Raw genomic sequence first — 24,933 nt, forward strand, 5'->3', positions numbered from 1 at the left:
CCATGGCGACGATCGTTCTGCAGGTGGCCGGCGCCGCGATCGGCAGCTTTCTCGGCGGTCCGATCGGCGCGGTGATCGGCCGGGCCGTGGGCGCGTTGGCCGGCTCGGCTGTCGACAGCTCGCTGCTCAGCGAGACCAAGCATTATTTTGGGCCGCGGCTCAAAGCCTCGCGCATCATGACCGTCGACGAGGGGACGGGGATTGCCCGCGTCTACGGCACCGCGCGGGTCGCCGGCCAGGTGATCTGGATGACGCGCTTCGAGGAGAAGGTCGACACCGAGCGCCAGGGCGGCAAGGGTTTTGGCCCCAGGGTGGACGTCACCACCTACCGCTATTTCGGTAATGTCGCGATCGGGCTCTGCGAGGGGCCGATCGCCGGGATCCGCCGGATCTGGGCAGATGGCGAGGAGATGGATCTGTCGCAGATCGACTATCGCGTCTATCTCGGCGACGAGACCCAGGCGGCCGATCCGCTGATCGAGGTCAAGCAGGGCAGCGGCAACGCGCCGGCCTATCGCGGGCTCGCCTATCTCGTCTTCGAGCGACTGCCGCTGGAGAGCTACGGCAACCGCATTCCGCAGATCGCCTGCGAGGTGCTGCGTCCGATTGGCCATTTGGAGCAGGCGATCCGGGCGGTCACCCTGATCCCCGGCGCCAGCGAGCACGGGCTCGATCCGCAGCCGGTGCGGGTAGAACTTGCCGAGGGCGAGGACGAACTGATCAACCGCAACGTCCTCTTCGGCGACAGCGATCTGTCGGCCTCGCTGGACGAATTGACGGCGCTTTGCCCGAATTTGAAGCGCACCGCGCTGGTGGTCTCCTGGTTCGGAGACGACCTTCGGGCCGGCCATTGCACGCTGCGGCCGAAGGTCGAGATCGCCGATCGCCATGAAAAGGTGAACTGGCGCGTCGGCGATCTGGAACGGCATGACGCCGAGCTCGTATCCACTATCGACGGCGCCCCGGCCTATGGCGGGACACCCAGCGACGCCGGTGTCATCCGGGCGATCGCGGCGTTGCGCGGGCGCGGCCTCAAGGTCACCTTCTATCCGTTCGTCCTGATGGATGTGCCGCCCGGCAACGCTCGTGCCGATCCTTATGGCGGAACCGAGCAGAACGCGTTTCCCTGGCGCGGCCGGATCTCACTCGACATCGCCGTCGGGCGGACGGGAAGCGCCGACGGGACTGCCGCCGCGCGGGATGCGATCGTGTCCTTCCTCGGCGCGGCGGCGCCGGGCGATTTCACCGTCTCCGGGAACCAGATCTCCTACCATGGCCCGGACGAGTGGTCCTACCGTCGGATGATCCTGCATCAGGCGCATCTGGCGGCCGCAGGTGGCGCCGACGCCTTCCTCATCGGTTCCGAGCTGCCGGGGCTGACGCGGGTTCGCGACGCGGACGGCCGTTTCCCCTTCGTCGAGGGGCTGATCGCGCTTGCCGCTGACGTCAAGACGATCCTGCCCGACGCGACGGTGACCTATGCGGCCGACTGGAGCGAATATTTCGGCTATCATCCGGACGACGGCTCGGGCGATGTCTTGTTCAATCTCGACCCGCTCTGGGCCTCGTCGACGATCGACATCATCGGCATCGACGATTATCTGCCGATCGCCGATTGGCGCGATGGCGAGGCGTCGCCGGACGCGCCATCGATCTATGACCGTGCGGGCCTTGCGGCCGGCATCGCCGGCGGCGAAGACTTCGACTGGTATTATCAGAGCGACGTCGACAGGGCCAAGAAACAGCGAACGCCGATCACCGATGGTGCCGATCAGGAGCCCTCGGTGTTTCGCGCCAAGGATCTCGTCGCCTGGTGGTCAAACCCCCATTACGAGCGCCGCAACGGCCAGCGGGCGGCCACGCCGACATCCTACGTGCCGAAAGCCAAGCCGATCTGGCTGACCGAACTCGGCTGCCCGGCGGTCGACAAGGGGGCGAACCAGCCGAACGTCTTCATCGATCCGAAATCCTCCGAAAGCGCCTTGCCCTATTTCTCCAATGGCGGGCGGGACGATCTTTGCCAGCGCCGCTTCCTCGAAGCCCATCTCGACCATTGGACGCCGGGGTCGCCCGGGTTCGACGAGGCGGCCAATCCGGTCTCTCCGGTCTACCACGACCGCATGGTGACGCCCGATGCGATCCATCTGTGGACATGGGACGCCCGGCCATTTCCGGCGTTTCCGGCATTGTCCAACGTCTGGGGCGACGCCGAGAACTGGCGGCGCGGCCATTGGCTCAACGGTCGGCTCGGCGCGGCGCCCTTTGACGCGCTGGTCGCCGCGATCCTGTCGGCCAACGGCGTCGACGAGCCGGATCTGTCGGGGCTGGAGGCGATTTTGACCGGTTGGGTGGAAAGCGAGCCGAGTTCGGCGCGCGACAGCCTCGACAGTCTGTTTCGCCTTGTGGGTGCCGTCGGCCATCTTGCCGAGGGAACGCTCGTTGCCCGCTCGTTGGCGCGGCTGCGGCCCGAGCGCGACCTTGCCGCCTTCGTCGACGTCGATCAGCAGCCTTTCGTCGAGCTCCGCCGGGCCGAGGCCGCTGCGACGGTGGATGCCGTGGCGGTGTCTTTTCTCGATGTCTGGCATGACTATCAGCCGGGCAGTGCCGAGGCGATGCGCCCCAGCGTTGCCGCGCCGCGCCGCGAACTGGTCAGTGTTCCGGCGGTCATCGACGAAGGGCAGGCGGGTGCCTTTGCCGCACGGATACTCGCCGAGGGGGCGGTGGCGGGCGAAACCGCCCATTTCGCCCTGCCGGCCAGCGATCTCGCTTTGGCGATCGGCGATGTCGTTGACCTCGACGGACGGACCGGCGATTGGCTGGTGACGCGGATCGAGACCGGTCTTTACCACCGGGTGACGGCGCAGCTTCTGCCGGCGCGGCTTGGCGCTGCCAGTCTCGGCGGCGCGATTGCCCAAGCGCCGCCGGCGCGGCTCGCGCTCGCCTCGCGCCCCTTCGCCGGCTTTCTCGATCTGCCCTTGCCGGCGGGCGGCAGCGGTTTCGATGGCGCCCGCGTCGCGATCAGCGCGTCGCCCTTTGTCGGTTATGAGGTTGCGACGATCGGCAGCGACGGCCTCCCACATTCCCGCGCAAGGGTCAGCCAGCCGGCGGTGCTCGGCCGGTTGCAGGCGCCGCTGCTGCCGGGGCCCGAGGGTCGGATCGATCCGGTGCATGCGATCACGGTGGCCTTACCGCGCGGCGCGCTGGCGTCGGTGTCCATGGCGGCGATGCTCGCCGGCGGCAATCTCTGCGCGGTGCAATGCGACGACGGTGGCTTCGAGGTGCTGCAGTTTCGCGATGCCGAGGAGATCGCGACCGGAACGTTTCGTCTCAGCGCTCTGTTGCGGGCGCAGGGCGGGACCGAGGACGCGATGACGGCCGGGGCCTCGATCGGCGCCCTGTTCGTGCTTCTCGACGGTTCGAGCGTGCCGCTCGATATTCAGGCCAGCGAGATCGGCCATACGCTTGATTTTCGTGTCGAGCCGTTTGGCCGCGCCCTCGACGATCCGGCGGTCGCCGCCAAATCCCACAGCCTCGGCGCGCGATCGGTGCGGCCGCTATCGCCGGTGCATCTGACCGCAAGCTTTGCCGGCGACGGCGCGGTGACGATTAGCTGGATCCGCCGCACCCGGATTGGCGGCGACAATTGGGTGGTGCGTGAGGTGCCGCTCGGCGAGGATGAGGAACGTTATCGCCTGACGCTTGCCGCCGCTGGCGCCAGCGCGGCGGTGATCGAGACGACAGCCAGCCCGGTGACACTGACGGCCGATCGGCAGAAAACGCTGTTCGGCAGCCTGCCGGCGGCGATCGACGCGACGGTGGCGCAGGTCAGCCCGGTCTGGGGCGCCGGCACGTCTCGCAGCGCACGGTTCGTGCGGCCGGTCTGACGGCCGCCGACGGCGCTTTCCCGCCGGCCGAACCGACGCGATCGTCGCCCGCGCCGAAGATTTTTCCGGACAATTTTGTCGGTTGCGTCACTTCGTGGCGCGCGGCCCCATCCCTTGCGGCTGCGGCTGCCCTATTGTCGTCTCTCACGAAATGTCTGCTGCAGCATTCATGCCTCATTCAGCCGGCTGATGTTACGGTTTGCCATGAATGGGACGGCCTGCCGCCTGATACGATTGGACACGCATGACCTTCGCTCGCACGATCCTGGTTCTCGCACTGGTGAGCGGCTTGTCCGCCAATCCGGCCTCGGCGTCCCAGGATCGGGAAGGCCCGTCTGATCCGGCGGTGTCGGTGACCGCCGATTTCAGCGATGGCGCGGACCAAGCCGAGCCGATGATCCGGCTGGCGGCGGCGGATTGTTCGGGCGCGGCCAGCCGCGCGGCGCGCCAGACCGGCGGTCAGGTCCTCTCGGTGTCGACCCGCAGCCAGGGCGGGCAGATCGTGTGTGTCGTAACGGTGTTGGTGCCGGGCAAGGGTGACCAGCGCCCGCGCAAGCAGACGATCACCATTCGGCCTTGATTGTGCCGCCTTCGCCGTTTTGGACAAAGACGACGTTCAGTCAAGCACCATCGAAGGGACGAAACCGACGCCATGCGCATCCTGATCGTCGAGGATGACGAAACCTTGAATCGCCAGCTCAGCGACGCGCTGAGCGGGGCCGGCTATGTCGTCGATTGCGCCTTCGATGGCGAAGAGGGACATTTCCTCGGCGACACCGAGCCTTACGATCTCGTGGTTCTCGATATCGGCCTGCCGCAGATGGACGGGATCAGCGTACTGGAACGCTGGCGACGGCAAGGCCGCAACATGCCGGTGCTAATCTTGACCGCGCGCGACCGCTGGAGCGACAAGGTCGCCGGCATCGATGCGGGCGCCGACGACTATGTCGCCAAGCCGTTCCACGTCGAGGAGGTGCTGGCGCGGATCCGCGCGCTGATCCGCCGCGCCGCCGGTCATGCCTCGTCCGAGATCCATTGCGGTCCGGTGCGCCTCGACACCCGCACCGCCCGGGTGACGCTCGACGGCACGCCGCTGAAACTGACCTCCCACGAATACCGTCTGCTCGATTACATCATGCATCACCAGCGCGAAGTGGTCTCGCGCACGGAGCTGATCGAGCATCTCTACGATCAGGATTTCGATCGTGATTCCAATACGATCGAGGTGTTTGTTGGGCGTTTGCGCAAAAAGATCGGCGCCGAGCTGATCGAGACCATCCGCGGCCAGGGCTATCGCATGCAGGATCCGGGAGAAAAGGGCTGATCTCGCTGCGCGGCTTCAGCCGGCGCCGGCACGGCGGTGGGGCGAAGCCGACCGACGCGGCGGCGGAGCGGCGCTCGATTTTCGCGACCTTCCTCCATCCGCGATCGCTGACCCTTCGGGTCATCCTCTTGACCAGCCTCTGGGGGATCGTCGCCCTGTTCGTCGCCGGGGCGCTGATCTCCACCCTTTACGAACGCACCGCGACGCGGGGCTTTGAAAGTCTCCTGGGCGCCCAGCTTTATAATCTCGTCAATGCCGTCGAGGTCGACAACAAGGGCGAGCTGCAGGGCGATCCGGACCTTGGCGATCTGCGTTATTCACGTCCGCTGTCGGGCTGGTATTGGGAGGTGCTGCCGGCCTCGGCCAACACCTCCGGCCGGCTGACCTCGACCTCGCTGGTTCTCCTGAAAATCCCGCAAAAGCCGGTCTCCAAGGTGCCGTTCGATCAGATGTATCGCCGCTCCTATGAGGAGCCCGGCCTCAATGGCGAAACGCTGGAGGTGCTGGAAACCGAAGTGGTGCTGGATTCCCAGAACCACACCGCACGATTTCGGGTGATGGGCAGCCTCTCTTCGGTCGAGAACGACATCAAGGCCTTCGATCGCACACTCTTGTTCTATCTCGGCACGGTTGGTCTTGGGACGGTTCTCGTCAACGTCATCATGCTGGTGTTCGCGCTGCGGCCGCTTGCCCGGGTGCGTGAATCGCTGGCTGAGGTGCGCGAGGGTCGGGCCGAGCGTCTCGAGACCGGTCTGCCGGTTGAGATCGAGCCTTTGGCCGTCGAAATGAATGCGCTGATCGATAACAACCGGCGCATCGTCGAGCGCTCGCGCACCCAGGTCGGCAATCTCGCCCATTCCCTCAAAACCCCGCTCGCCATTTTGATGAACGAGGCCGAGACGATCGGCGGCGACAAGCGTCGTCTTGTCGAGGAGCAGGCTGAGCGCATGCGCCAGCAGGTCCAGCATTATCTCGATCGGGCGCGGATGGCGGCGCAGGGGCAGGGCATCGTCTTTCGCACGCCGGTGAGCACGGTGCTTGAACGCATCGTCCGGGTGATTGCCAAGCTGAACCCCCATCTGACCGTCGCCTATGCCGGCGCTGAGACCGGTGGCCTGGTCTTTGCCGGCGAGCGTCAGGATCTTGAGGAAATCGTCGGCAATCTCCTCGAAAATGCCGGCAAATGGGCCAAGCACAGAGTGCGGGTCACCTGCCGGGCCGAGGGCGCCGATCGCTTCGCCGTGATCATCGAGGATGACGGGCCGGGGCTCGTCGGCGACGAGATCCGTGAGGCGCTGAAGCGCGGCCGGCGTCTCGACGAGGCGACGCCCGGCAGCGGCCTCGGGCTGTCGATCGTGCGCGACCTCACCACCGAATATCGCGGCACGCTGGAGCTTCGACGCGCCGAGCTCGGCGGCCTCGCCGCCGTCGTCGTCCTGCCGCGCATTCGTTGAGGCGCGTCGCGGCGACGCCGCGAGCCGGTCTGTGGCGGGCGGCCATTTGAGGCCGCCGGTTTTGCCGCCATCGCGGCATCTTGATCACGGGTGTGGCCTGGCTGCCGCAGTTGCCGAATTGCTGAACATTTCGCAAGGTCATTTTAGGGGCGAAAAGCCGTCTGCCTGCTGGTTATGACCTAACGGAAATCCTTGCTGCGTCGGGGTGAGGGGCTGAGGATCGGGCGCGACGCGGGCAAACACCGGGCGGCTCCGGCGATCCTTGACTTCTGTCCAGGGAGGGGAAAATCGGGATCATGACAGAGTCGCGGTTCGCGACTTTCGTTTCTCGCCTTGGTGGACATGCCCGATGAGACTGGCCAGAGCCCTTCCGCTTTTCATTGTCGCCCTGCCGCTTGCCGGCTGCCTGGGAAGCGGCGGGTCGACAGGCGGCGCGATATCGTCAGGGGTCGTCGCCCTCGGCAATGGTCTTGTCGGCCAGACCGCATTTGCCGCCAAGATGCCGTCTGACGCGCGCAACCGGGCGCTCGAGGCGGAATTCCAGGCGCTGCAGTTCAGTCCGGCCGGCCAGCCGGTGCGCTGGAGCGACGACGGCTATAGTGGCGAAGTCGTGCCGACGCAGGTCTATCGGGTGGGCTCGCAGGATTGCCGAGCCTACAGCCATATCATCAGCCACGGCGCCAAGCCGGCGACGGTCGAGGGCGTCGCCTGTAAGACGTCCGCAGGTCTCTGGAAGCCCGTCGCCTGAGGTTGAGGGCGGTGAAATCGGCGCGTGGGACGGCGCGCCGGCGATTATGCCGCGACGGCTCCGGACGAATTGAATGGGCCTTTCCCGCCGCGTCTGGTAAGCAACCAAGACGCGTGTGTCGGCGGGGCATGGTCTCGGCGCGGCAGGCGCAGCACGTCGACGGGGCCTCGATCGCGGCATGATTATTGCCCGGCACGAGGTAGCGAATTCGGGGAGGAGGGCGATGCTGTCGCGCGGTGGTTGTTCGCCGGGCGGAGCACGCGTAAGTATTTTGCCATGATGTTCTGGATCGTTGCAGCCGCGATGACGGCGGTCGTCACCCTGGCCCTTGTCTGGCCATTGCTGCGGGGGCGGAACTTTGAGCGTGACGTCGCGGCCGATCACGATGTCGAGGTCTATGCCGCCCAGCTGAGCGAACTCAAGGGCGATCTCGAACGCGGGGCGATTGCCGAATCGGAAGCCGCCTCGGCGCGGGCGGAGGTCGGCCGACGCCTGTTGCGCGCCTCGGCCAAAGCCCGGACGGACCGGTCGGGCGGGGGTCTCGAACGGCCGCTGGTGCTGGCCGCCGTCGGCCTTGTCGCGGTGATCGTGCCGGCGCTGTCCTTTTCCCTCTACGAACAGGTCGGTGACCCCGATACGCCCGATCAGCCGCTCGCTTTCCGCACGCCGCCGAAGGACGAGACGCCGAGCTTCGATCTCGCCACCCTGGTCAAACAGGCCGAGGCCCGGCTGAAGAGCGATCCCAACGATGCCGGCGGCTGGGACGTCCTGGCACCGATCTATTTGCGGATGAACCGCCCGAAAGATGCGGTCGTCGCCTATCGCAAGGCGATCGATCTGGCCGGGCCCTCGCCGAAGCGTCTCGGCGGTCTGGGTGAGGCGTTGACCGAGACCGCCGATGGCGACGTCACCAACGAAGCCAAGCGCGCTTTCGAGCAGGCGCTGAAGATCAATCCGGACTATTTGCCGGCGAAGTTCTTCTTGGCTCTCGACGCGTCTCAGAAGCAACGGGCGGCTGACGCCGAGGTCCGCTGGAGCGAGCTGATCGCCGACAGCCCGAAGAACGCGCCCTGGCTGCAGGTCGCCGAGGCGGGTCTTGCTGACGCGCGCAAGCGGCTCGGCAAGCCGGCGCCGTCGGGCGCGCCTGGCGCCGCCGGCAACGGGCCGGATGCGGCGGCCGTGGCCGCGGCCTCGCAGATGTCCACGGGTGCCCGCCAGGTCATGATCGAGGGCATGGTTGCCGAACTTGCCGCCCGGCTGAAGCATAATCCCAACGATGTCGAGGGCTGGAAGCGGCTGATCCGATCCTACGCGGTGCTCGGCAAGGGCGACGCGGCCAAGGCGGCGCTGCAGGAGGCGCAGAAGGCCTTTCCGGCGGACACCGAAGGTGGCCGGGAGATTGCCGCTTTCGCCGAGCGGCAGTTTTCGACGCCCGCTGCCGCTGCCACGGACGGCATCGGGCAGGCGCCTGGCAACCCGGCCAGCAACGGCCCGCCCGTCAACGGCCCGGACGCGGCGACGATGGCTGCCGCGGCACAGATGTCGGCGGGCGATCGCCAGTCGATGATTGAAGGGATGGTCGCCAAGCTCGCCGCCCGGCTGAGCGAAAACCCCAACGATCTCGACGGCTGGAAGCGGCTGATCCGATCCTATACGGTTCTCGGCAAGACCGATCAGGCTGAGGCGGCGGTGCGAGATGCGCAAAAGGCCTTCCCGGCGAACACCGACGGCGGCCGGGAGATCGCCGCTTTCGCTGAACAGTCTGGGCTTTTAGCTGGCAAGGATGGGGGGACGTCGCCATGAATCGCAAGACCAAGCGGCTCTATTCGATCGGCGGCATTCTCCTTGTCATTGCCACCGCGGCGGGGCTGACGTTGACCGCCTTGTCGAGTTCGATCGCCTATTTCCAGTCGCCGACCGATCTGGTGAAGAACCATCCCGGTCCCAGCCAACGCATTCGCCTCGGCGGCCTCGTCGAGGACGGCACGGTCAAACGCGAGGGCGGTGCCCATGTCACCTTCCGCATCACCGACACGGTGGACAGCGTGCCGGTTACCTATACGGGCATCCTGCCTGATCTTTTTCGTGCCGGGCAGGGCGTCATCGCCGAGGGGACGCTCGGCCCGGATAGCGTGTTTGTCGCGGATACGGTTCTCGCCAAGCACGACGAGAAATACATGCCGAAGGAGGTCGTCGACGATCTGAAGGCCCGCGGTCTTTGGGAAGACGGCAAGGGCCTCACCAAGACGCCGGCGGGCGACAAGACGGTGTCCGCGTCGCCGGTGATGCAGGGAGCCGGCTCATGATCGTCGAAATCGGGCACTACGCCCTGATCCTGTCGCTATCCGTTGCGATCGTTCAGTCGATCCTGCCACTGCTTGGCGCAAGGCGTGGCGACGCGCGGCTGATGGAAACCGGCACGATTGCCGCGACCGGCGGCTTCGTCTTGATCACGATCGCCTTTTCGGCGCTCGTCACCGCCCATGTGACGTCCGATTTTTCGGTGCTCAACGTTTATCAGAACTCGCAATCGGCCAAGCCGCTGCTCTACAAAATCACCGGCGTCTGGGGCAACCACGAGGGCTCGATGCTCCTGTGGGTGCTGATTCTGGCCTTTTTTGGCTCGCTCGTCGCGCTGTTCGGGCGCGATCTGCCGGCGGCGCTGAAGGCCAATGTGCTGGCGGTCCAGGCCTGGATCCTGACCGCCTTCCTGCTGTTCATTCTGTTGACGTCGAACCCCTTCACCCGGCTCGAACCGGCGCCGATGGACGGGCAGGGCCTCAATCCGATCCTCCAGGACATCGGCCTCGCGATCCATCCGCCGCTGCTTTATCTCGGCTATGTCGGCTTCTCGATCGCCTTCTCCTTCGCCGTCGCCGCGCTGATCGACGGGCGCATCGACGCCGCCTGGGCGCGCTGGGTGCGGCCCTGGACGCTAATCGCCTGGATCTTTCTCACCCTCGGCATCTCGATGGGCTCCTACTGGGCCTATTACGAACTCGGCTGGGGCGGCTGGTGGTTCTGGGATCCGGTCGAGAACGCCTCGTTCATGCCCTGGCTTGCCGGCACCGCGCTGTTGCATTCGGCGCTGGTGATGGAAAAGCGCGCGGCGTTGAAGATCTGGACGATCCTTCTGGCGATCCTGACCTTCTCCCTGTCGCTGCTCGGCACCTTCCTCGTCCGCTCGGGCGTTTTGACGTCGGTCCACGCTTTTGCCACCGATCCGACGCGCGGCGTCTTCATCCTTTGTATTCTCTGCCTGTTCATCGGCGGTGCGCTGAGCCTGTTCGCCATGCGGGCCTCGTCCCTGGAGGGGGGGGGCCTGTTCGCGCCGATCAGCCGCGAGGGCGCGCTGGTCTTCAACAATCTGTTCCTGACCACGGCGGCGGCGACGGTGCTTGTCGGCACGCTCTATCCGCTGCTCTTGGAAGTCACCATCGGCAAGAAGATCTCGGTCGGGGCACCGTTCTTCGATCTGACCTTCGGCCCGCTGATGGTGCCGCTGCTCTTCGCCGTGCCCTTCGGGCCGCTGCTCGGCTGGAAACGCGGCGATCTCCTCGGCGCCGGCCAACGGCTCTATTTCGCCGCGGGGGTCGCGCTGGCCGCACTGCTGGTCACCCTGGCGCTAACCAGCGGTGCCCGCATTCTTGCCGCCTTCGGCTTCGCGCTGGCCTTCTGGTTGATCGCCGGCAGCCTCACCGACCTCGTCCTGCGTGCCGCCTTTTTGAAAGTCGGATGGCGCTCCGGCCTATCGCGCCTTATTGGCCTGCCGCGCTCGGCCTTCGGCACCGCCTTTGCCCATTTCGGTCTCGGCGTGACCGTCCTTGGCATCATCACCGTGTCGAGCTTCCAGACCGAAAACATCACCACCATGGCGCCCGGCCAGACCGTCGATGCCGGTGGATACGCCATCACCTTCGAGAAGATCGTGCCGCGTGCCGGGCCGAATTACGAGGAGCAGGGCGCGCTGTTCTCGGTGCGTCAGGGCGGTGTCGAGATGACCACGCTCGATACCGCCAAGCGCTTCTATCCGGCCCGCCAGACCTCGACCACCGAGGCCGGCATCTGGACCCACTGGTTCTCGCAGCTCTATCTTTCGCTCGGCGATCCCTCGGCCGACAAGCGGTCGGTCGTCGTGCGGATCTGGTGGAAGCCGCTGGTGACGCTGATTTGGATCGGCGGGATCTTCATGGCGATCGGCGGCGCTTTCTCGCTCGCCGATCGGCGGCTGCGGGTCGGCGCGCCGTCAAGGCGTCGGCAGGCCGTGCCGGCGGCGGTGAGGGCCTGAGCGTCATGGGGGCTTTCATGAGACTGCCGCGGATTGCTCTCGTGCTGGTGACGCTCGTGGTGATCGTCGCGGCGGCGCCGAAGGGCGTCGCCATCGCGCCGGCCTATGCGGTCAATCCCGACGAGGTGTTGTCCAACCCGAAGCTCGAGGCGCGGGCGCGCAAAATTTCCGAAGGGTTGCGCTGCCTCGTCTGTCAGAACGAATCGATCGACAATTCCAACGCCGACCTCGCCAAGGATCTGCGACTTTTGGTCCGCAAGCGGCTCGAGGCCGGCGACACTGATCAGGAAGTCGTCGATTATCTGGTGTCACGCTATGGTGAGTTCGTGTTGTTGAAGCCGCGCTTCGACTGGGACAATTTGGCGCTGTGGGCGACGCCCGTCGTGGTGCTGCTCGGCGGCGGCATCCTCGCTTTTCTGGTCATGCGCCGACGGAAGGCGCGCCGCTCGCCGGATGCGCTGTCGGCGGCCGAGGAAGCCGCCATCGAAAGGATCATCGCCGAGCGCGGCTAGCGCGGCTAGCGCCCGCGCTGCAGTCAGAAATGGGCCCGGTGCGGCCAGGCCAATCTTACCGAGTTTTCATTCCCGAGACAAAGTCCTGTAACCTCTCGACACCTAGGTTCCTTTCCAAGCGATGGACGGCGAGACGTTCTTGCCTATCGTTGCTCCGAAATCACAGACCTTCGGAAAGGAACCAAGATGCAGCAGAAAAATCGGCCGCGGATCAAGCGCAATCGTCTTCTCGCCGGCGTTGTCGCCGCGGGCGTTGCCGGGACCGCTCTTGCCGGCGGGATGTTGGCCAACACGCTCCCCGTCTTCGCCGACCCGGTCCACGTCGACGCGCCGCAGCAGAGCTTCGGCTTTGCCGATGTCGTCTCGAAGGTCTCGCCGGCGGTGGTCTCCGTCCGTGTGACCGAGGATGTCAAGACGGCGGCGGATGACGGCGAAGATCAGATGCAGAACCCCTTCGACAATCTGCCGAAGGATCATCCGCTGCGCCGCTTTTTCGATATGCCGGGCATGCAGGGCGCCAAGCCGCACGGCCGGCAGCTCCCGCGCCACGCCATCGCTCAGGGCTCCGGCTTCTTCATCTCCGACGACGGCTATCTGGTCACCAACAATCACGTCGTCGACGGCGGCAGCAAGTTCACCGTGGTGATGGACGATGGCAAGGAATATGACGCCAAGCTCGTCGGCACCGACAAGCGCACCGATCTTGCCCTGCTGAAGGTCAACGCGACGCACAAATTCACCTATGTTGCCTGGGGCGACGACAGCAAGGTGCGTGTCGGTGACTGGGTGGTGGCCGTCGGCAATCCGTTCGGTCTCGGCGGCACGGTGACGGCCGGGATTGTCTCTGCCCGTGGCCGCGACATCGGCGCCGGCCCCTATGACGACTTCCTGCAGATCGACGCGGCGGTCAATCGCGGCAATTCCGGTGGTCCCGACTTCAACCTCGAAGGCCAGGTCATCGGCATCAACACCGCGATCTTCTCGCCGTCGGGCGGCAATGTCGGCATCGCCTTCGCCATCCCGGCATCGGTGGCGCAGGGCGTGATCCAATCGCTGAAGGAGCATGGTTCGGTTCAGCGCGGCTGGCTTGGCGTGCAGATCGCGCCGGTGACGGACGATATCGCCGAAGCGGTGGGGCTCGCCGAATCCAAGGGCGCGATCGTCACCTTGCCGGACAACGAGACGCCGGCCTCCAAGGCGGGCATCAAGACCGGCGACGTGATCACCGCGGTCGATGGGCAGACCGTGGCCACGCCGCGTGAGTTGGCCCGTTCCATCGGCGACGACCGCCCGGGCACCACGGTCAACATCACCGTGTGGCGCGACGGCCAGGCCAAGAACATTCCGGTCAAGCTCGGCAATCTGGCGAGCCTCGACGAATCGGCCTCGGTCTCGTCGAAGAACGGTGCGGTGCCGACCAACCCGTCGTCGCTGTCGGGTTACGGCCTCACCGTCACCCCATCGGAAGATGGCAACGGCGTCGTCGTCACCGACATCGATCCGGACTCCACTGCCGCCGAGAAAGGCATGCAGCCGGGCGACGTCATCGTCGCGGTCAACGGCAAGGCGGTGACCGATCAGAAGGAAGTGCGCGAGGCACTGCGCGATGCGGCCAAGTCCGGCCGCAAGGCGGCGCTCTTCCAGCTGCGCCAGGGCGACCAGAATCGCTTCGTGGCGCTGCCGCTGAACAAGGGGTGAGCCACACGGCTCACGCCACTGGGGAGGGGGCTGATCGCCTCCTCCCTCCTCCCCGGAAGTCGGGCACCCGGATCGGGTGTCCGCCTTCTGGCGTTTTCGCGAGATGTCCAAGGGACAACGTCCCGACGCGCATTGATTTTCGGTCCGAGATTATCGATTTAGGTGAGTAGACGTCATGCCAGCCGAAGCCGCGACCGTAATGCCGGAGTCCATGCGTATCCTGATCATCGAAGACGACCGCGAAGCGGCGTCCTATCTCGTCAAGGCACTTAAGGAAGCCGGTCATGTCGCCGACCACGCGGCGGACGGTGAAGAGGGGCTCCATTCGGCCCAGACGCGCGCCTACGATGTTCTGATCGTCGATCGGATGCTGCCGAAGCTCGATGGCCTGTCGGTGGTCACCAATCTCAGGGAAACCGGCCAGGACACGCCGGTGCTGATCCTCTCCGCGCTCGGCCAGGTCGACGACCGGGTCAAGGGCCTCAGGGCCGGCGGAGACGACTACCTATCGAAGCCCTTCGCCATTTCCGAACTCTTGGCGCGGGTGGAAGTGCTCGGCAAGCGCCGTGGCACCAAGGATGTGGAGACGTCCTACCGGGTCGGCGATCTCGAACTCGATCGGCTCTCCCACGAGGTGCGTCGTGCCGGCAAGCCGATTGTCCTGCAGCCGCGCGAATTCCGGCTACTCGAATATCTGATGAAGCACGCCAATCAGGTCGTCACCCGCACGATGCTCCTGGAGAACGTCTGGGACTACCACTTCGACCCGCAGACCAACGTCATCGACGTGCATATCTCTCGCCTGCGCTCGAAGATCGAGCGGGAATTCGGCCCGCCGATCCTGCACACGGTCCGCGGCGCCGGCTATATCATGCGTGCGGACGATTGATCCGCCGCTTCAGCCATCGCGGGCATGCCCTTGTCTGAAATGACTGGCTTTTGACATCTCATCATTTCGCAATTCCCGGCCCGATGGCACGTTTTCGCTCTCTCATGCGCATGACTGCCGTCCGGCTCTCGGCGGTGTATTTCCTGCTGTTCGCCATCTGCGCGGTGGTGCTGGTGTTCTATGTCACCGCCACCGCCTCGACGATCGTCGAGGATCAGAGCCGCCGCGCGATCTCGGAAGAACTCGACGAGCTGGCGCAGGTCTATCATCAGGGCGGCATCATCGGGCTGGTGCGCACCATCGACCGACGCTCGCGCCAGCCGGGGGCCTCGCTCTATCTTGTCACCGATGCCAGCGGCCGGATCATCGCCGGCAATGTCGAAAGCCTGCAGGCGGGCGTTCTCGATCGTGCCGGCCCGACCAAGAACGCGTTTTCCTACGAACGCTATTCCGATAGCCAACGCGAGCGCTACCACCTCGCCATCGCCGAAGTCGTCAGCCTGCCCAACGGCATGCGCGTCCTCGTCGGGCGGGACCAGAGCGAACAGGTGCGGTTTCGCGGCGTTGTGCGCAGCGCGCTGATTCTGGCACTGGCGTTGATGGGCGTCGCCGCCTTGATCGCTTGGTTCTTCGTTGGTCGCAGCGCGCTGAAGCGGCTCGACGGGGTGACGGCGGCGAGCTCTCGCATCCTCTCCGGCGATCTGTCGGAGCGCTTGCCGGTGACCGGAGCCGGCGATGAATTTGACCGGCTGTCGGCCAATCTGAACACGCTGCTTGCTCGCATCTCGCTGTTGCAGGAAGGCTTGCAGCAAGTCTCCGACAACATCGCCCATGACCTGCGCACCCCGCTGACGCGGCTGCGCACCCGGGCCGAGGGCTCTCTTGCCGCGCCGCCGAATGCCGAGGAGGCGCGCGAGGTGATGGAACAGATGATCGCCGAATGCGACCAGATGATCCGGACCTTCGACGCGCTGCTGATGATTTCGCGTGTCGAGGCGGGCTCCGATCAGGTGATCAAGTCGGAAATCGATCTGGCCGCGATCGTCGCCGATCTGACCGATCTCTACGAACCGCTGGCCGAGGATGCCGGCGCCGAACTCACTCTCGAATGTCCGCCGGAAATGGGGGTGGTGGCGAGCCGCGAATTGATCGCGCAGGCGCTGTCGAACCTCATCGACAACGCGCTGAAATACGCCACCAGCGCGGAGCGAAAAACGCGGATCAAGGTCCAACTGGCCAGCGACGAGCGGCAGTGGTGGATCGCCGTCAGCGACGATGGTCCGGGCATTCCCGCCGACAAGCGCGGGCGGGTGCTGGAACGTTTTTATCGCCTCGACCAAAGCCGCACCATGCCCGGCTCCGGCCTCGGATTGTCGCTTGTTCAGGCGATCGCCCATGTTCATGGCGGTCGTCTGGTCCTTGAGGATGCCGCGCCCGGTCTTACTGTTCGTCTGGAGATGCCTCTGGATGACAGGCAGACGGGCGAGAGAAGCGATGGATGACGACGGCAGCTGCGAGGCGGGCCTGAAGATCGGCGGGGACCGGCATCCCCGCCCGTTGAACGAGACAGCGGCGGCCCGCTGGCGCGACGAGCTGGCGGCACTGGCGGCGGAGCGCGAGCTGAATGGCCTCGCCGGTCTGTTGCGCTCGGATCATCCCGACGCAGCGCGGCTTGCGGCGGTTCTCGATCTTTCATCCTATCTCAACGGCATCGCTTTCAAGAACCCGGAATGGGTCGAGGCGCTCATCGGATCGAGCGCTGCCGATCTTATCGCCGCGACCATCACCGAGTTGAACCGGATGCCCGCGCCCGGTACCAGCGATGCGGCGCTGATGGCGGCGCTGCGGCAGGCCAAGCGCAAGGTCGCGCTGCTCGTCGCGCTGTCTGATGTCTTCGGCGCTATCAGGCCAGTTGAGACCACCCGCATCCTGTCCGATTTCGCCGAGGCGGCGGTGAGCGCCGCGTTGCGATTTTGCCTTCTCGACCTCAACGCGAGCGGCAAGATCGCGCTGCCCGATCCAGACAATCCGGAAACGGGATCGGGCCTGTTCGTGCTCGGCATGGGCAAGCTCGGCGCGCGCGAGCTCAACTATTCCAGCGACATCGACCTCATCGTCTTGTTCGACGAGACCCGACCCCTGACGCCGGACCCCATGGATGCGCCGGAGATCCTGTCGCGTCTCGTCCGCCGGCTGACGCGCATTCTCGCCGAACGCACCGGCGATGGCTATGTCGCGCGCACCGACTTGCGGCTGCGGCCGGACCCCGGCGCGATGCCGCTCGCCATCTCGGTGGCGATGGCGCTGACCTATTATGAAGGCAGCGGCCGCGACTGGGAGCGCGCGGCAATGATCAAGGCGCGGCCGGTGGCCGGCGACAAGGCGGCGGCCGAGCGCTTTCTGGAGGAGATTTCGCCTTTCGTCTGGCGGCGCTATCTCGACTTTTCGGCCGTGGCTGCGATCCAGGATATGAAACAGCGGATCGACCACCATCGCGGCTTCGACCGGGTCGGGCTCGAGGGGCACAACGTCAAACTCGGCCGCGGCGGCATTCGCGAGATCGAATTCTTCGCTCAGGCCCAGCAACTGATCGCCGGCGGGCGGGCGCCGCAGCTGCGCCAGCGGCGCACCGACGACGCCTTGCAGGCGCTGGCGGATGGCGGCTGGATCGATCCGGCGACCGGCGCGGAGCTCACCGAGGACTACTGGCTGTTGCGGCAGGTCGAGCACGCGATCCAGATGATCGCCGACGAGCAGAGCCACACCTTGCCGGAGGAAGTGGAAAAGCTTGGCGCCGTCGCGCGGCTGGCGGGTTTTGCTGACGAGGCGGCGCTTGGCGCGGCGTTGCTGCCCTGCCTGAAGCGGGTCGACGGGCGCTATGGTCGGCTGTTCAGTGAGGGCCGGGGGGAGCGCCGTGAGGCCGCCGACACCGAGCGGCTGAAGCGCCTGTCGCAGTCGCCAGACGACGCCGAGGCGATCGCTGCGATCGAGGATCTCGGCTACCAGCGCGGGGCCGATATTGCCCGCGTCGTCCATGGCTGGACGCTCGGGCGCTACCGCGCCACCCGGACGGCGACGGCAAGGGCACGGCTTGCCCAGATCATGCCGATGCTCCTTGCCGCCTTCGGCAAGGCCCATGATCCGGACGCAGCCCTGACCGCCTTCGATCGGTTCCTCGCCGGCCTGCCGTCCGGCATTCAGTTCTTTTCGCTGATCGCCTCCAATCCGAAGATGCTGGAGCTGCTCGCCGACATCATCACCGCGGCACCGGCGCTGCGCGAGACCATCGCCGCGCGGCCGCATGTCTTCGACGCGCTGCTCGATCCGGCGTTTCTCGACGAGGTGCCTGATCGCGATCTCCTCGCCGAGCGGCTGTCGCTGTCCATGGGCCAGGCGCGCGATTACGAGGACGCGCTGAGCCGCTTGCGCATTTTTGCCTCCGAACAGCGCTTCCTGGTCGGGGCGCGGATGCTGAGTGGAGTGATCGAGGCCGACGAGGCCGGCGCGGCCTTTTCGAATATCGCCGATGTCGTGCTTGAGGCGACGCTCGCCGCCGTCGCGGCGGAATTCCAGCGCATACATGGCCAGGTGCCCGGCGCGCGGATCGCTCTTCTTGGCATGGGCCGGCTCGGCAGCCGTGAGCTGACCGCCGGCTCCGACATCGATCTCATTCTGTTCTACGACCACGACGAGGGCGTCGAGGCGTCCGACGGCGACCGGCCGCTGGCGCCGAGCACCTATTTCGCCCGGCTGACCCAGCGCCTCATCGCGGCGATGACCGCGCCGATGCGCGAGGGCATTCTCTACGACGTCGACTTCCGGCTTCGTCCCTCGGGCAACAAGGGGCCGCTCGCCACCCATATCGAGGCGTTCCGGCGCTATCAGGAACGCGACGCCTGGACCTGGGAGCGGATGGCGCTGACCCGATCTCGGCCGGTGGCCGGCGCCCCTGAATTCGTCGCTTTGGTGACGCGGACGGTGGGGAGCATTCTCGCCGCCCGCCACGTCGAGAGCGCGATCACGAAGGACGTCGCGTCGATGCGCCAGCGGATTTCCGCCAGCAAGCCGCCACGCGGCGCCTTGGACCTGAAGCTGCGGCCGGGCGGGCTGATCGATCTGGAGTTTTTGGCGCAATGGGCGCTTTTGACGGGCCGGGCGTCGCCGGATCTTTACGGGGTCGCGACCGAGACGGTGCTGGCCGCCGGCGATTGGCCATGCGGCGTTGACGGCGCGGCGCTCGCCCGAGCGGTGAACGCGTTCACCCGGGTGATCCAGCTGGTGCGGCTCGGGCCCGAAGATGTGCGCGAGGTCGCGGCCTTGCCGGCCGGGCTGGAGCGGGCGATCCGCCGGTCGTTGAGACTTGCGGCCGAGGCGGATCTCGAGGTTTGGCTGGCGGCCGAGACGGCGACGGTCCGAGCCGCCTTCGTCGCGGTTCTGGGCGAAGCGCCGGAGGTCGGTCCGAGACCGGCGACCCCATGAGAGCATCGCTGTCATGTCGTTGCCGACAAGCGCGCGTGGCGTTTGAGCCACGACAGAGAGGGAAGGCCGTCAGGTGACGTCTTGCGATCGGCGGGATGAGGTCGGCTCGTTGCCCGCCGCGTGACGCTTTTCAGGCGGCTCGGTCGAGTTTGTTGGGCATCTCCCGCAGAGCCGGCGCCCGCTCGCGATCGTGGCTCTCCCGGTGCGCCCGGCGATCACGCCGCGTCTGATTGAGCGGCAGGCGCAAGCTGACGACCGTGCCGTGGCCAACCCGCGAGGTGATCCGCATCTGGCCGCCATGCAAGCGGACCAATGCTCGGGCGATGGCGATGCCTAGTCCCGTGCCGCGGCTTTTCGAGCGGAGCAACTCGCTCTCGACCTCGACGAAGGGTAGGCCGAGCGACGCCAGCGCTTCGCGCGGAATGCCGGGGCCGTTGTCGGCGATTGTCAGGCAGGCGGTATCGCCGATTTGGCGCAACCGCAGCCGCACTTCGCCGCCTTCCGGTGTGAACTTCACGGCGTTGGACAGAAGGTTCAGCACCACCTGCGAACTCGCGCGGCGATCGGACAAGAGCGAGAGCTGCTTCGGCGCCTCGATGAAGAGGTCGACATTCTTCTTGCGCGCCAGCGGCTCGATCAACGCTTCGCTGCGCCGCACGATGTCGCCGAAGTCGATGGCTTCGCAGCACAGCTCGAGGCGGCCGGACTCGATCGTCGCCATCTGCAGGATGTCGTCGATCATCCGCAACAGGTGGTTGCCGCTCATGAAGATGTCGTCGACATATTCGCCGTATTTGTCACTGATCGAGCCGAAGGTGCGTTGGCGGATGATGTCGGAGAAGCCGAGAATGGCGTTCAGAGGTGTGCGCAGCTCATGCGACATGTTGGCGAGGAAGGCGGTTTTGGCGCGCGAGGCACGCTCGGCCCGGTCCTTTTCGGCGACGTAGCGCAGGTTGAGTTCGCTCAGCTGGTCGGCCTTACGCTCGGCATCGGCGGTCGCAACCTCCAGCTTGGCGATCGTCGCCAGCAGCTTTTGCCGGGAATCCTGGGTGAGCGTTTTGTGATGCTTGATTTGGGTGATGTCGGTGCCGACCCAGACCGTGCCGCCATCTGCCGCGCGGCGGCTCGAGATCAGCAGCCAGCGGCCATCCGGCATCTGGGCTTCGACGGCGCTTTCGCCGGGCGCCAGATCCTCGCCGTCGAGGGTGATCGACCGGATCGGCCGGCGCGCCTTGCGCATCACCTTGTCGAGCGGCGTTCCGGGGGCGATGTCGTCTTCGCTGAGCCCGAAGGTCTTGCGATAGATCGAGTTGGAGATCACCACCCGGTCTTCGCTGTCGCAGAGAAGAAAGGTTTCGGAGATCTGCTCGATGGTGTTCTTGAGGCGGTGATTGGCCTCGTTGGTTTGCCGGGCAAGTTCCAGTTGCTCGCTGACATCGACCGCGATCCCGATCAGATGCAGCTCGCCTTCGGCGCTCGGCACCACCTTGGCGCAGCCGCGGATCCAGACATAGCTGCCGTCGGCTCTGCGCATGCGGAACACCTGGTCGAGATGGTCGGCTTTGCCTTCGGCGACGTTGCGCGCGATGGTGAACAAGCCGCCATCCTCGCGATGCATCAGCGGTGCCACCTCGGAAAAGGGCATGACGCCGTCGCGCGGTTCCATGCCGAGGATTTCGTACATCGAGCGCGACCAGTACATCTGGCCCCGCGCCACATCCCAGTCCCAAAGCCCGCATTTGCCTCGCGAAAGGGCGATGTCGATGCGGTGCTGGGTTTCGGCGCACAGGCCGCTAAAACCTTCGGCGCGGCGTGACTGGCGGAAATAGGCGATCAGCACGAGCAAGAGAATTGCCGCCGTCAGCGCGAAAAGTGAGACTTTCATCGCGCAGTCCTGGCGCCAAGCGGCGAGCAGTGTCGAATGCGGCCAGAAGAAATTGATCTGCCCGCCGTCGCCCGGAAGCTTGGCGGCGGTGGCGATCGCCTCGTCGCCGTCGAGGCCGATCTGCAGCACGTGGCCGCCGGCGTCGGAAGCCATCAACTCGCGCGGGTCGGAGACATGATCGAAGATGCTGCTGCCGACCCGGCTGTCCTTGGCGGGCAGGGAGGCGAGAATGGTGCCGTCGCGATTGGTCACCAGCACGACGGCCTCTGCCGGCAGGACATTGGCCGTAACGAGGGTGGCGAGAAAGGTCTCGGCGTCGAATTTGACGCCCTTGGCTTCGTCGAGGCTCAAATTGGTGTTGAGAAGCATGGCAATGGCGGCGGTGTCGCGCCGCGCCTCTTTCAACATCGTGACGCGATCGCCGAAGCTCATCGACAGGCGCGTGACACCGAGCGCCACGAGGAACAGGAGGACGAGACCAGGAATCACGCGCCGGGCGAGTATCGGATCGAGTTTCAGCCAGACATCGAACTTGTGTTCGCTCGGATTGGCGCCGTGGTTGCCATCCCCGCGGAGCGCATGATCCTTACCGGCGGATCGGCGTCCCGTCAGGTGGCCGATCCACGCCAGCAAACCTTCCCCGTTCGGTGCGTTGGACGCATCCGCTCGCATAGAAGAACCCTCGTAGCCGCATCAGCGATCCGGTGAGCCGCTTACCGAATCGCAATAAATTGACCAAACACGAATCGGCTTGTCCATAGCTGGCGCACACGAAATGTAAAATTTTTCAACAATTCGCACTATTGCTTCAGCGAGCGTTCGACGATATCGCGAAGATCTTTCGATAAGCCTTTGATATCTCGGAGGTCACGCAGCGTGGTCTCAATTTTTTGACGCCGAGCCGGTTCAAAACTGCGCCAGGCACGGAAGGTCGTGGCGATGCGCGCTGCAATTTGCGGATTGATCGTATCAAGGTCTGCAAGTTTGTCCGCAACCCATTGATAGCCGACGCCATCGGGTCGATGGAAGCCGACCTGGTTGGCGGTGGCAAAGGTGCCGACGAGGGCCCGGACCCGGTTCGGATTCCGCAGGGTGAAATGCGGATGCTCGGCAAGCCGCGCGACAGCTTCGACGGCATCGTGCGAGGGAGCGGAGGCCTGCAGGGCGAACCACTTATCGAGCACCAGATCGTCATGCTCAAACCGCCGGTAGAGATCGTCGAGGGCGGTCGCAGTGCCCGGCTCCTCCGGGAAGTGATGGGCCAGAATCGCCAGCGCCGCCATGCGGTCGGTCATGTTGGTTGCGGCATCGTACTGCCGAAGCGCTGAGCCGGGATCTTGTGTCGCCGCCGTCAGATAGCTGAGGGCGGTGTTGGCAAGGGCGCGGGTGCCGGCGCTGGCCGCGTCGGGCGAAAACGCCGCCCGCGGATCGAAGCCTTTCCGCAGCCGCTCGAACACCGGATATCCCTTTTTGCCGATCTGCTGCCTGGCGCTCTCGACCGCATCATGGACGCGGTCCGGATCGACCTTCACCGCGATCTGCCGGGCAATGTCCATTTCCGCCGGCAAGGCGATCGCCTGCGCCCGAAAGGCTGGATCGAGCGCATCGTCGCCGGCCGACGCCAGAAGCGCGTCGATGACCGCGTCCGGGAGTGGCTGGGTGCTGTCGCCCAACGGATCTTTGCCGGCCTCGGCGAGGGCATCGCCGACGAGGTCGCTGGCGGCTCGCCAGCGGTTGAAGAGGTTCGGGTCGAGCCGGGCGAGGGTGAGGCGCGAGGCCGCGTCCTGGTCGTGATCGAGGGTGACCGGCGCCGAGAAGTCCCTGAGCACCGACAGATGCGGTCGGCTCGGCTGGTTCTCGAAGGTCACGCTGGCGCTTTTGCCGGTGAGGACGATCAGGTCGTCGGCGATCCGCGCGTCGCCGCACACCGTGCCGGCCGGATCGCCGTCGGCGCCGTTGTCGCCGACGAGGCCGAAGCGTACGGGCATCACCATCGGCGCGGTTCCGGTGCCGGCCGCGCCCTCGCTCAAGGTTTGGCGCAGCGTGACCTCGAACCGGCGGGCCGCTGGGTCATAGGCCTCGCGAACGGTCAGAGTCGGCGTGCCGGCCTGAGCATACCAACGTGCGAATTGCGACAGATCGGTGCCGCTCGCCGCTTCGAAGCAGGCGATGAAGGCCTCGATCGTCGTTGCCTCGCCGTCATGGCGTTCGAAATAAAGGTCCATGCCTTTACGGAAGTCGCCGCGGCCGAGCAGCGTCGCGATCATCCGCACCAGTTCGGCGCCCTTGTCGTAGACCGTCGCGGTGTAGAAGTTGTTGATCTCGCGGTATTCGCTCGGCCGCACCGGATGCTGCAGCGGCCCCTGATCCTCGGGGAACTGATGCGCCTTCAGTCGGCGCACGGCGCCGATCCGCTGGACCGTCTGTTCGCGCTCGTCGGCGGAGAATTCCTGGTCGCGATAGACCGTCAGCCCTTCTTTCAGGCAGAGCTGGAACCAGTCGCGGCAGGTGATCCGATTGCCGGTCCAGTTGTGGAAATATTCGTGGGCAATCACCGTCTCGACGCCGGCATAGTCGGCGTCAGTCGCAATGTCGGGATCGAGTAGGACGTATTTGTGGTTGAAGACATTGAGGCCCTTGTTCTCCATGGCCCCCATGTTGAAGTCGGCGATCGCCACGACGTTGAAGACATCGAGATCGTATTCCCGCCCGAAGCGGCGTTCGTCCCAGAGCATCGAGCGCTTCAGCGCGTCCATGGCATAGGCCGCCTGGTGCACGCGGCCTTTTTCGGTGTAGATGCCGAGGGTGACCTTGCGGCCGCTGGCGGTGGTGAAGGGCTCGTGCACGGCGTCGAGATCGCCGGCGACCATGGCGAACAGATAGGACGGCTTGTTGAACGGATCGTCCCAGACCGCAAAGTGCCGGTCATCGCCGAGATCGCCGCTTTCGACCGGGTTGCCGTTCGACAGGAGCACGGGCGCCGCGGCCTTATCTGCCTCGACGCGCACCTTGTAGGGCGCGAGCACGTCCGGCCGATCGAGGAAATAGGTGATGCGCCGGAAGCCTTCGGCCTCGCATTGGGTGCACCAGATGCCGTTGGAGCGATAAAGCCCGCTGAGCTGGGTGTTGTCCTCCGGCACCAGCTCGGTCTCGATGGTCAGAGCGAAACGGGCGCTTTCCGGCAGATCCTCGACGATGAGCGCGTCGGACGTCGCGGTGTAGCGATCGCTCGCCACCGCTTCGCCGTCGAGCGCCAGGCTCGTCAAGGTCAATTCGTCGCCGTCGAGCCGGAGCGGCACCGTGGCCGCGATACCCGCTCGCCGCGACAGGCTGAGCTGCGCACGCACCGCGGCGCGCCCTTCATAGAGACGGATCGTCAGTTCGACGGCGTGGAGGTCGAAATCGGTCGGGCGATAGTCGGAAAGCTTAACGGTCTGGCCATCGTCAGTGCGCTGCATGGGTCTGTCCTCTTGCCTCGATCCGTGTGTCGACTGCGACGTCAAGTCGTGGGTGCAAAGGCACTTGTGTCTCGCGACGGCGAAATCGAATCTTGCTGCGCGCAGGATGCCGATCATCGCCGCATCCGTCCACGCCATCGCCGATGATTTGTCGTTGAAGCATTGAGACTCTCGACGCGGTGCAGTGATCGCAATAAGTGTAGCTGCCTTGCGCAGATTGAAGTTGCTCCATTTCACTTTGATCGCCAGAGCGTTGCCGCTGCCAATCGTCGCCCGGCAACGGACAAGATTTGATTTGTTTTGGAGATTTTCCC

At 65.7% G+C, this 24,933-nt stretch carries 15 protein-coding genes; 13 read left to right on the forward strand and 2 right to left on the reverse strand.

Features of this window, described 5'->3' with window-relative positions; genetic code table 11:
• Positions 1-2 precede the first annotated feature (2 nt).
• The 13 genes from J1C48_RS04570 (at position 3) to J1C48_RS04630 (ending at position 19,276) form a co-directional block, all read left to right on the forward strand.
• A complete protein-coding gene (locus tag J1C48_RS04570; protein WP_207256524.1) occupies positions 3-3,884 on the forward strand; it encodes a baseplate multidomain protein megatron in 3,882 nt (1,293 codons plus the stop codon).
• A 244-nt stretch (positions 3,885-4,128) separates the two neighbouring features.
• Positions 4,129-4,464, forward strand: a complete 336-nt coding sequence (locus J1C48_RS04575) for a hypothetical protein (RefSeq protein WP_207256525.1) — start codon at positions 4,129-4,131, stop codon at positions 4,462-4,464.
• Between the two features lie 72 nt (positions 4,465-4,536).
• Positions 4,537-5,208: a response regulator transcription factor gene (locus J1C48_RS04580; protein ID WP_207256526.1), complete on the forward strand. Its 672-nt coding sequence runs from the start codon at positions 4,537-4,539 to the stop codon at positions 5,206-5,208.
• Positions 5,209-5,336: 128 nt separating this feature from the next.
• A complete protein-coding gene (locus J1C48_RS04585) occupies positions 5,337-6,662 on the forward strand; it encodes an ATP-binding protein (RefSeq protein WP_231081574.1) in 1,326 nt (441 codons plus the stop codon).
• A gap of 349 nt (positions 6,663-7,011) precedes the next feature.
• Complete coding sequence (locus J1C48_RS04590; RefSeq protein ID WP_207256527.1) at positions 7,012-7,410, forward strand: hypothetical protein; 399 nt, start codon at positions 7,012-7,014, stop codon at positions 7,408-7,410.
• Positions 7,411-7,686: 276 nt separating this feature from the next.
• Complete coding sequence (gene ccmI / locus J1C48_RS04595; RefSeq protein WP_207256528.1) at positions 7,687-9,213, forward strand: c-type cytochrome biogenesis protein CcmI; 1,527 nt, start codon at positions 7,687-7,689, stop codon at positions 9,211-9,213.
• A complete protein-coding gene (gene ccmE, locus J1C48_RS04600) occupies positions 9,210-9,716 on the forward strand; it encodes a cytochrome c maturation protein CcmE (RefSeq protein ID WP_207256529.1) in 507 nt (168 codons plus the stop codon). The genes ccmI and ccmE overlap by 4 nt, the downstream gene beginning before the upstream one ends.
• Complete coding sequence (locus tag J1C48_RS04605) at positions 9,713-11,698, forward strand: heme lyase CcmF/NrfE family subunit (protein ID WP_207256530.1); 1,986 nt, start codon at positions 9,713-9,715, stop codon at positions 11,696-11,698. Before ccmE ends, J1C48_RS04605 begins: the two co-directional genes overlap by 4 nt.
• A gap of 5 nt (positions 11,699-11,703) precedes the next feature.
• Complete coding sequence (locus J1C48_RS04610; RefSeq protein ID WP_246753813.1) at positions 11,704-12,210, forward strand: cytochrome c-type biogenesis protein; 507 nt, start codon at positions 11,704-11,706, stop codon at positions 12,208-12,210.
• A gap of 186 nt (positions 12,211-12,396) precedes the next feature.
• Positions 12,397-13,908 carry a Do family serine endopeptidase gene (locus J1C48_RS04615; protein WP_207256531.1) on the forward strand — a complete coding sequence of 504 codons (1,512 nt, stop codon included), beginning with the start codon at positions 12,397-12,399 and terminating at the stop codon, positions 13,906-13,908.
• Between the two features lie 211 nt (positions 13,909-14,119).
• Entirely contained in the window at positions 14,120-14,797 is a 678-nt protein-coding gene (locus J1C48_RS04620; protein WP_207256532.1) for a response regulator transcription factor, read from the forward strand.
• An 83-nt stretch (positions 14,798-14,880) separates the two neighbouring features.
• On the forward strand, positions 14,881-16,299 hold the full coding sequence (locus J1C48_RS04625) for a sensor histidine kinase (protein ID WP_207256533.1): 1,419 nt from the start codon (positions 14,881-14,883) through the stop codon (positions 16,297-16,299).
• On the forward strand, positions 16,292-19,276 hold the full coding sequence (locus J1C48_RS04630; protein ID WP_207256534.1) for a bifunctional [glutamine synthetase] adenylyltransferase/[glutamine synthetase]-adenylyl-L-tyrosine phosphorylase: 2,985 nt from the start codon (positions 16,292-16,294) through the stop codon (positions 19,274-19,276). Before J1C48_RS04625 ends, J1C48_RS04630 begins: the two co-directional genes overlap by 8 nt.
• Positions 19,277-19,406: 130 nt before the next feature.
• Here J1C48_RS04630 and J1C48_RS04635 read toward each other — a convergent pair whose 3' ends face one another.
• Together J1C48_RS04635 and pepN are read right to left on the reverse strand one after the other, a co-directional pair.
• The gene (locus J1C48_RS04635; RefSeq protein ID WP_231081575.1) at positions 19,407-21,794 is read right to left on the reverse strand and encodes an ATP-binding protein; all 2,388 of its coding nucleotides are present in this window, start codon (positions 21,792-21,794) and stop codon (positions 19,407-19,409) included.
• A 167-nt stretch (positions 21,795-21,961) separates the two neighbouring features.
• A complete protein-coding gene (gene pepN, locus J1C48_RS04640) occupies positions 21,962-24,619 on the reverse strand; it encodes an aminopeptidase N (RefSeq protein WP_207256537.1) in 2,658 nt (885 codons plus the stop codon).
• Positions 24,620-24,933 lie beyond the last annotated feature (314 nt).

This window comes from Jiella flava (assembly GCF_017349315.1).
GTDB classification, from domain to species: domain Bacteria; phylum Pseudomonadota; class Alphaproteobacteria; order Rhizobiales; family Rhizobiaceae; genus Jiella; species Jiella flava.

What these genes read in the sequence shown, in the direction of transcription:
- J1C48_RS04610 (WP_246753813.1), top strand. Translation starts at nt 11,704, where the DNA reads ATGGGGGCTTTCATGAGACTGCCGCGGATTGCTCTCGTGCTGGTGACG.
- ccmE (WP_207256529.1), top strand. Translation starts at nt 9,210, where the DNA reads ATGAATCGCAAGACCAAGCGGCTCTATTCGATCGGCGGCATTCTCCTT.
- J1C48_RS04630 (WP_207256534.1), top strand. Translation starts at nt 16,292, where the DNA reads ATGGATGACGACGGCAGCTGCGAGGCGGGCCTGAAGATCGGCGGGGAC.
- J1C48_RS04620 (WP_207256532.1), top strand. Translation starts at nt 14,120, where the DNA reads ATGCGTATCCTGATCATCGAAGACGACCGCGAAGCGGCGTCCTATCTC.
- J1C48_RS04615 (WP_207256531.1), top strand. Translation starts at nt 12,397, where the DNA reads ATGCAGCAGAAAAATCGGCCGCGGATCAAGCGCAATCGTCTTCTCGCC.
- J1C48_RS04575 (WP_207256525.1), top strand. Translation starts at nt 4,129, where the DNA reads ATGACCTTCGCTCGCACGATCCTGGTTCTCGCACTGGTGAGCGGCTTG.
- J1C48_RS04605 (WP_207256530.1), top strand. Translation starts at nt 9,713, where the DNA reads ATGATCGTCGAAATCGGGCACTACGCCCTGATCCTGTCGCTATCCGTT.
- ccmI (WP_207256528.1), top strand. Translation starts at nt 7,687, where the DNA reads ATGATGTTCTGGATCGTTGCAGCCGCGATGACGGCGGTCGTCACCCTG.
- J1C48_RS04580 (WP_207256526.1), top strand. Translation starts at nt 4,537, where the DNA reads ATGCGCATCCTGATCGTCGAGGATGACGAAACCTTGAATCGCCAGCTC.
- pepN (WP_207256537.1), bottom strand. Translation starts at nt 24,619, where the DNA reads ATGCAGCGCACTGACGATGGCCAGACCGTTAAGCTTTCCGACTATCGC.
- J1C48_RS04570 (WP_207256524.1), top strand. Translation starts at nt 3, where the DNA reads ATGGCGACGATCGTTCTGCAGGTGGCCGGCGCCGCGATCGGCAGCTTT.
- J1C48_RS04590 (WP_207256527.1), top strand. Translation starts at nt 7,012, where the DNA reads ATGAGACTGGCCAGAGCCCTTCCGCTTTTCATTGTCGCCCTGCCGCTT.
- J1C48_RS04625 (WP_207256533.1), top strand. Translation starts at nt 14,881, where the DNA reads ATGGCACGTTTTCGCTCTCTCATGCGCATGACTGCCGTCCGGCTCTCG.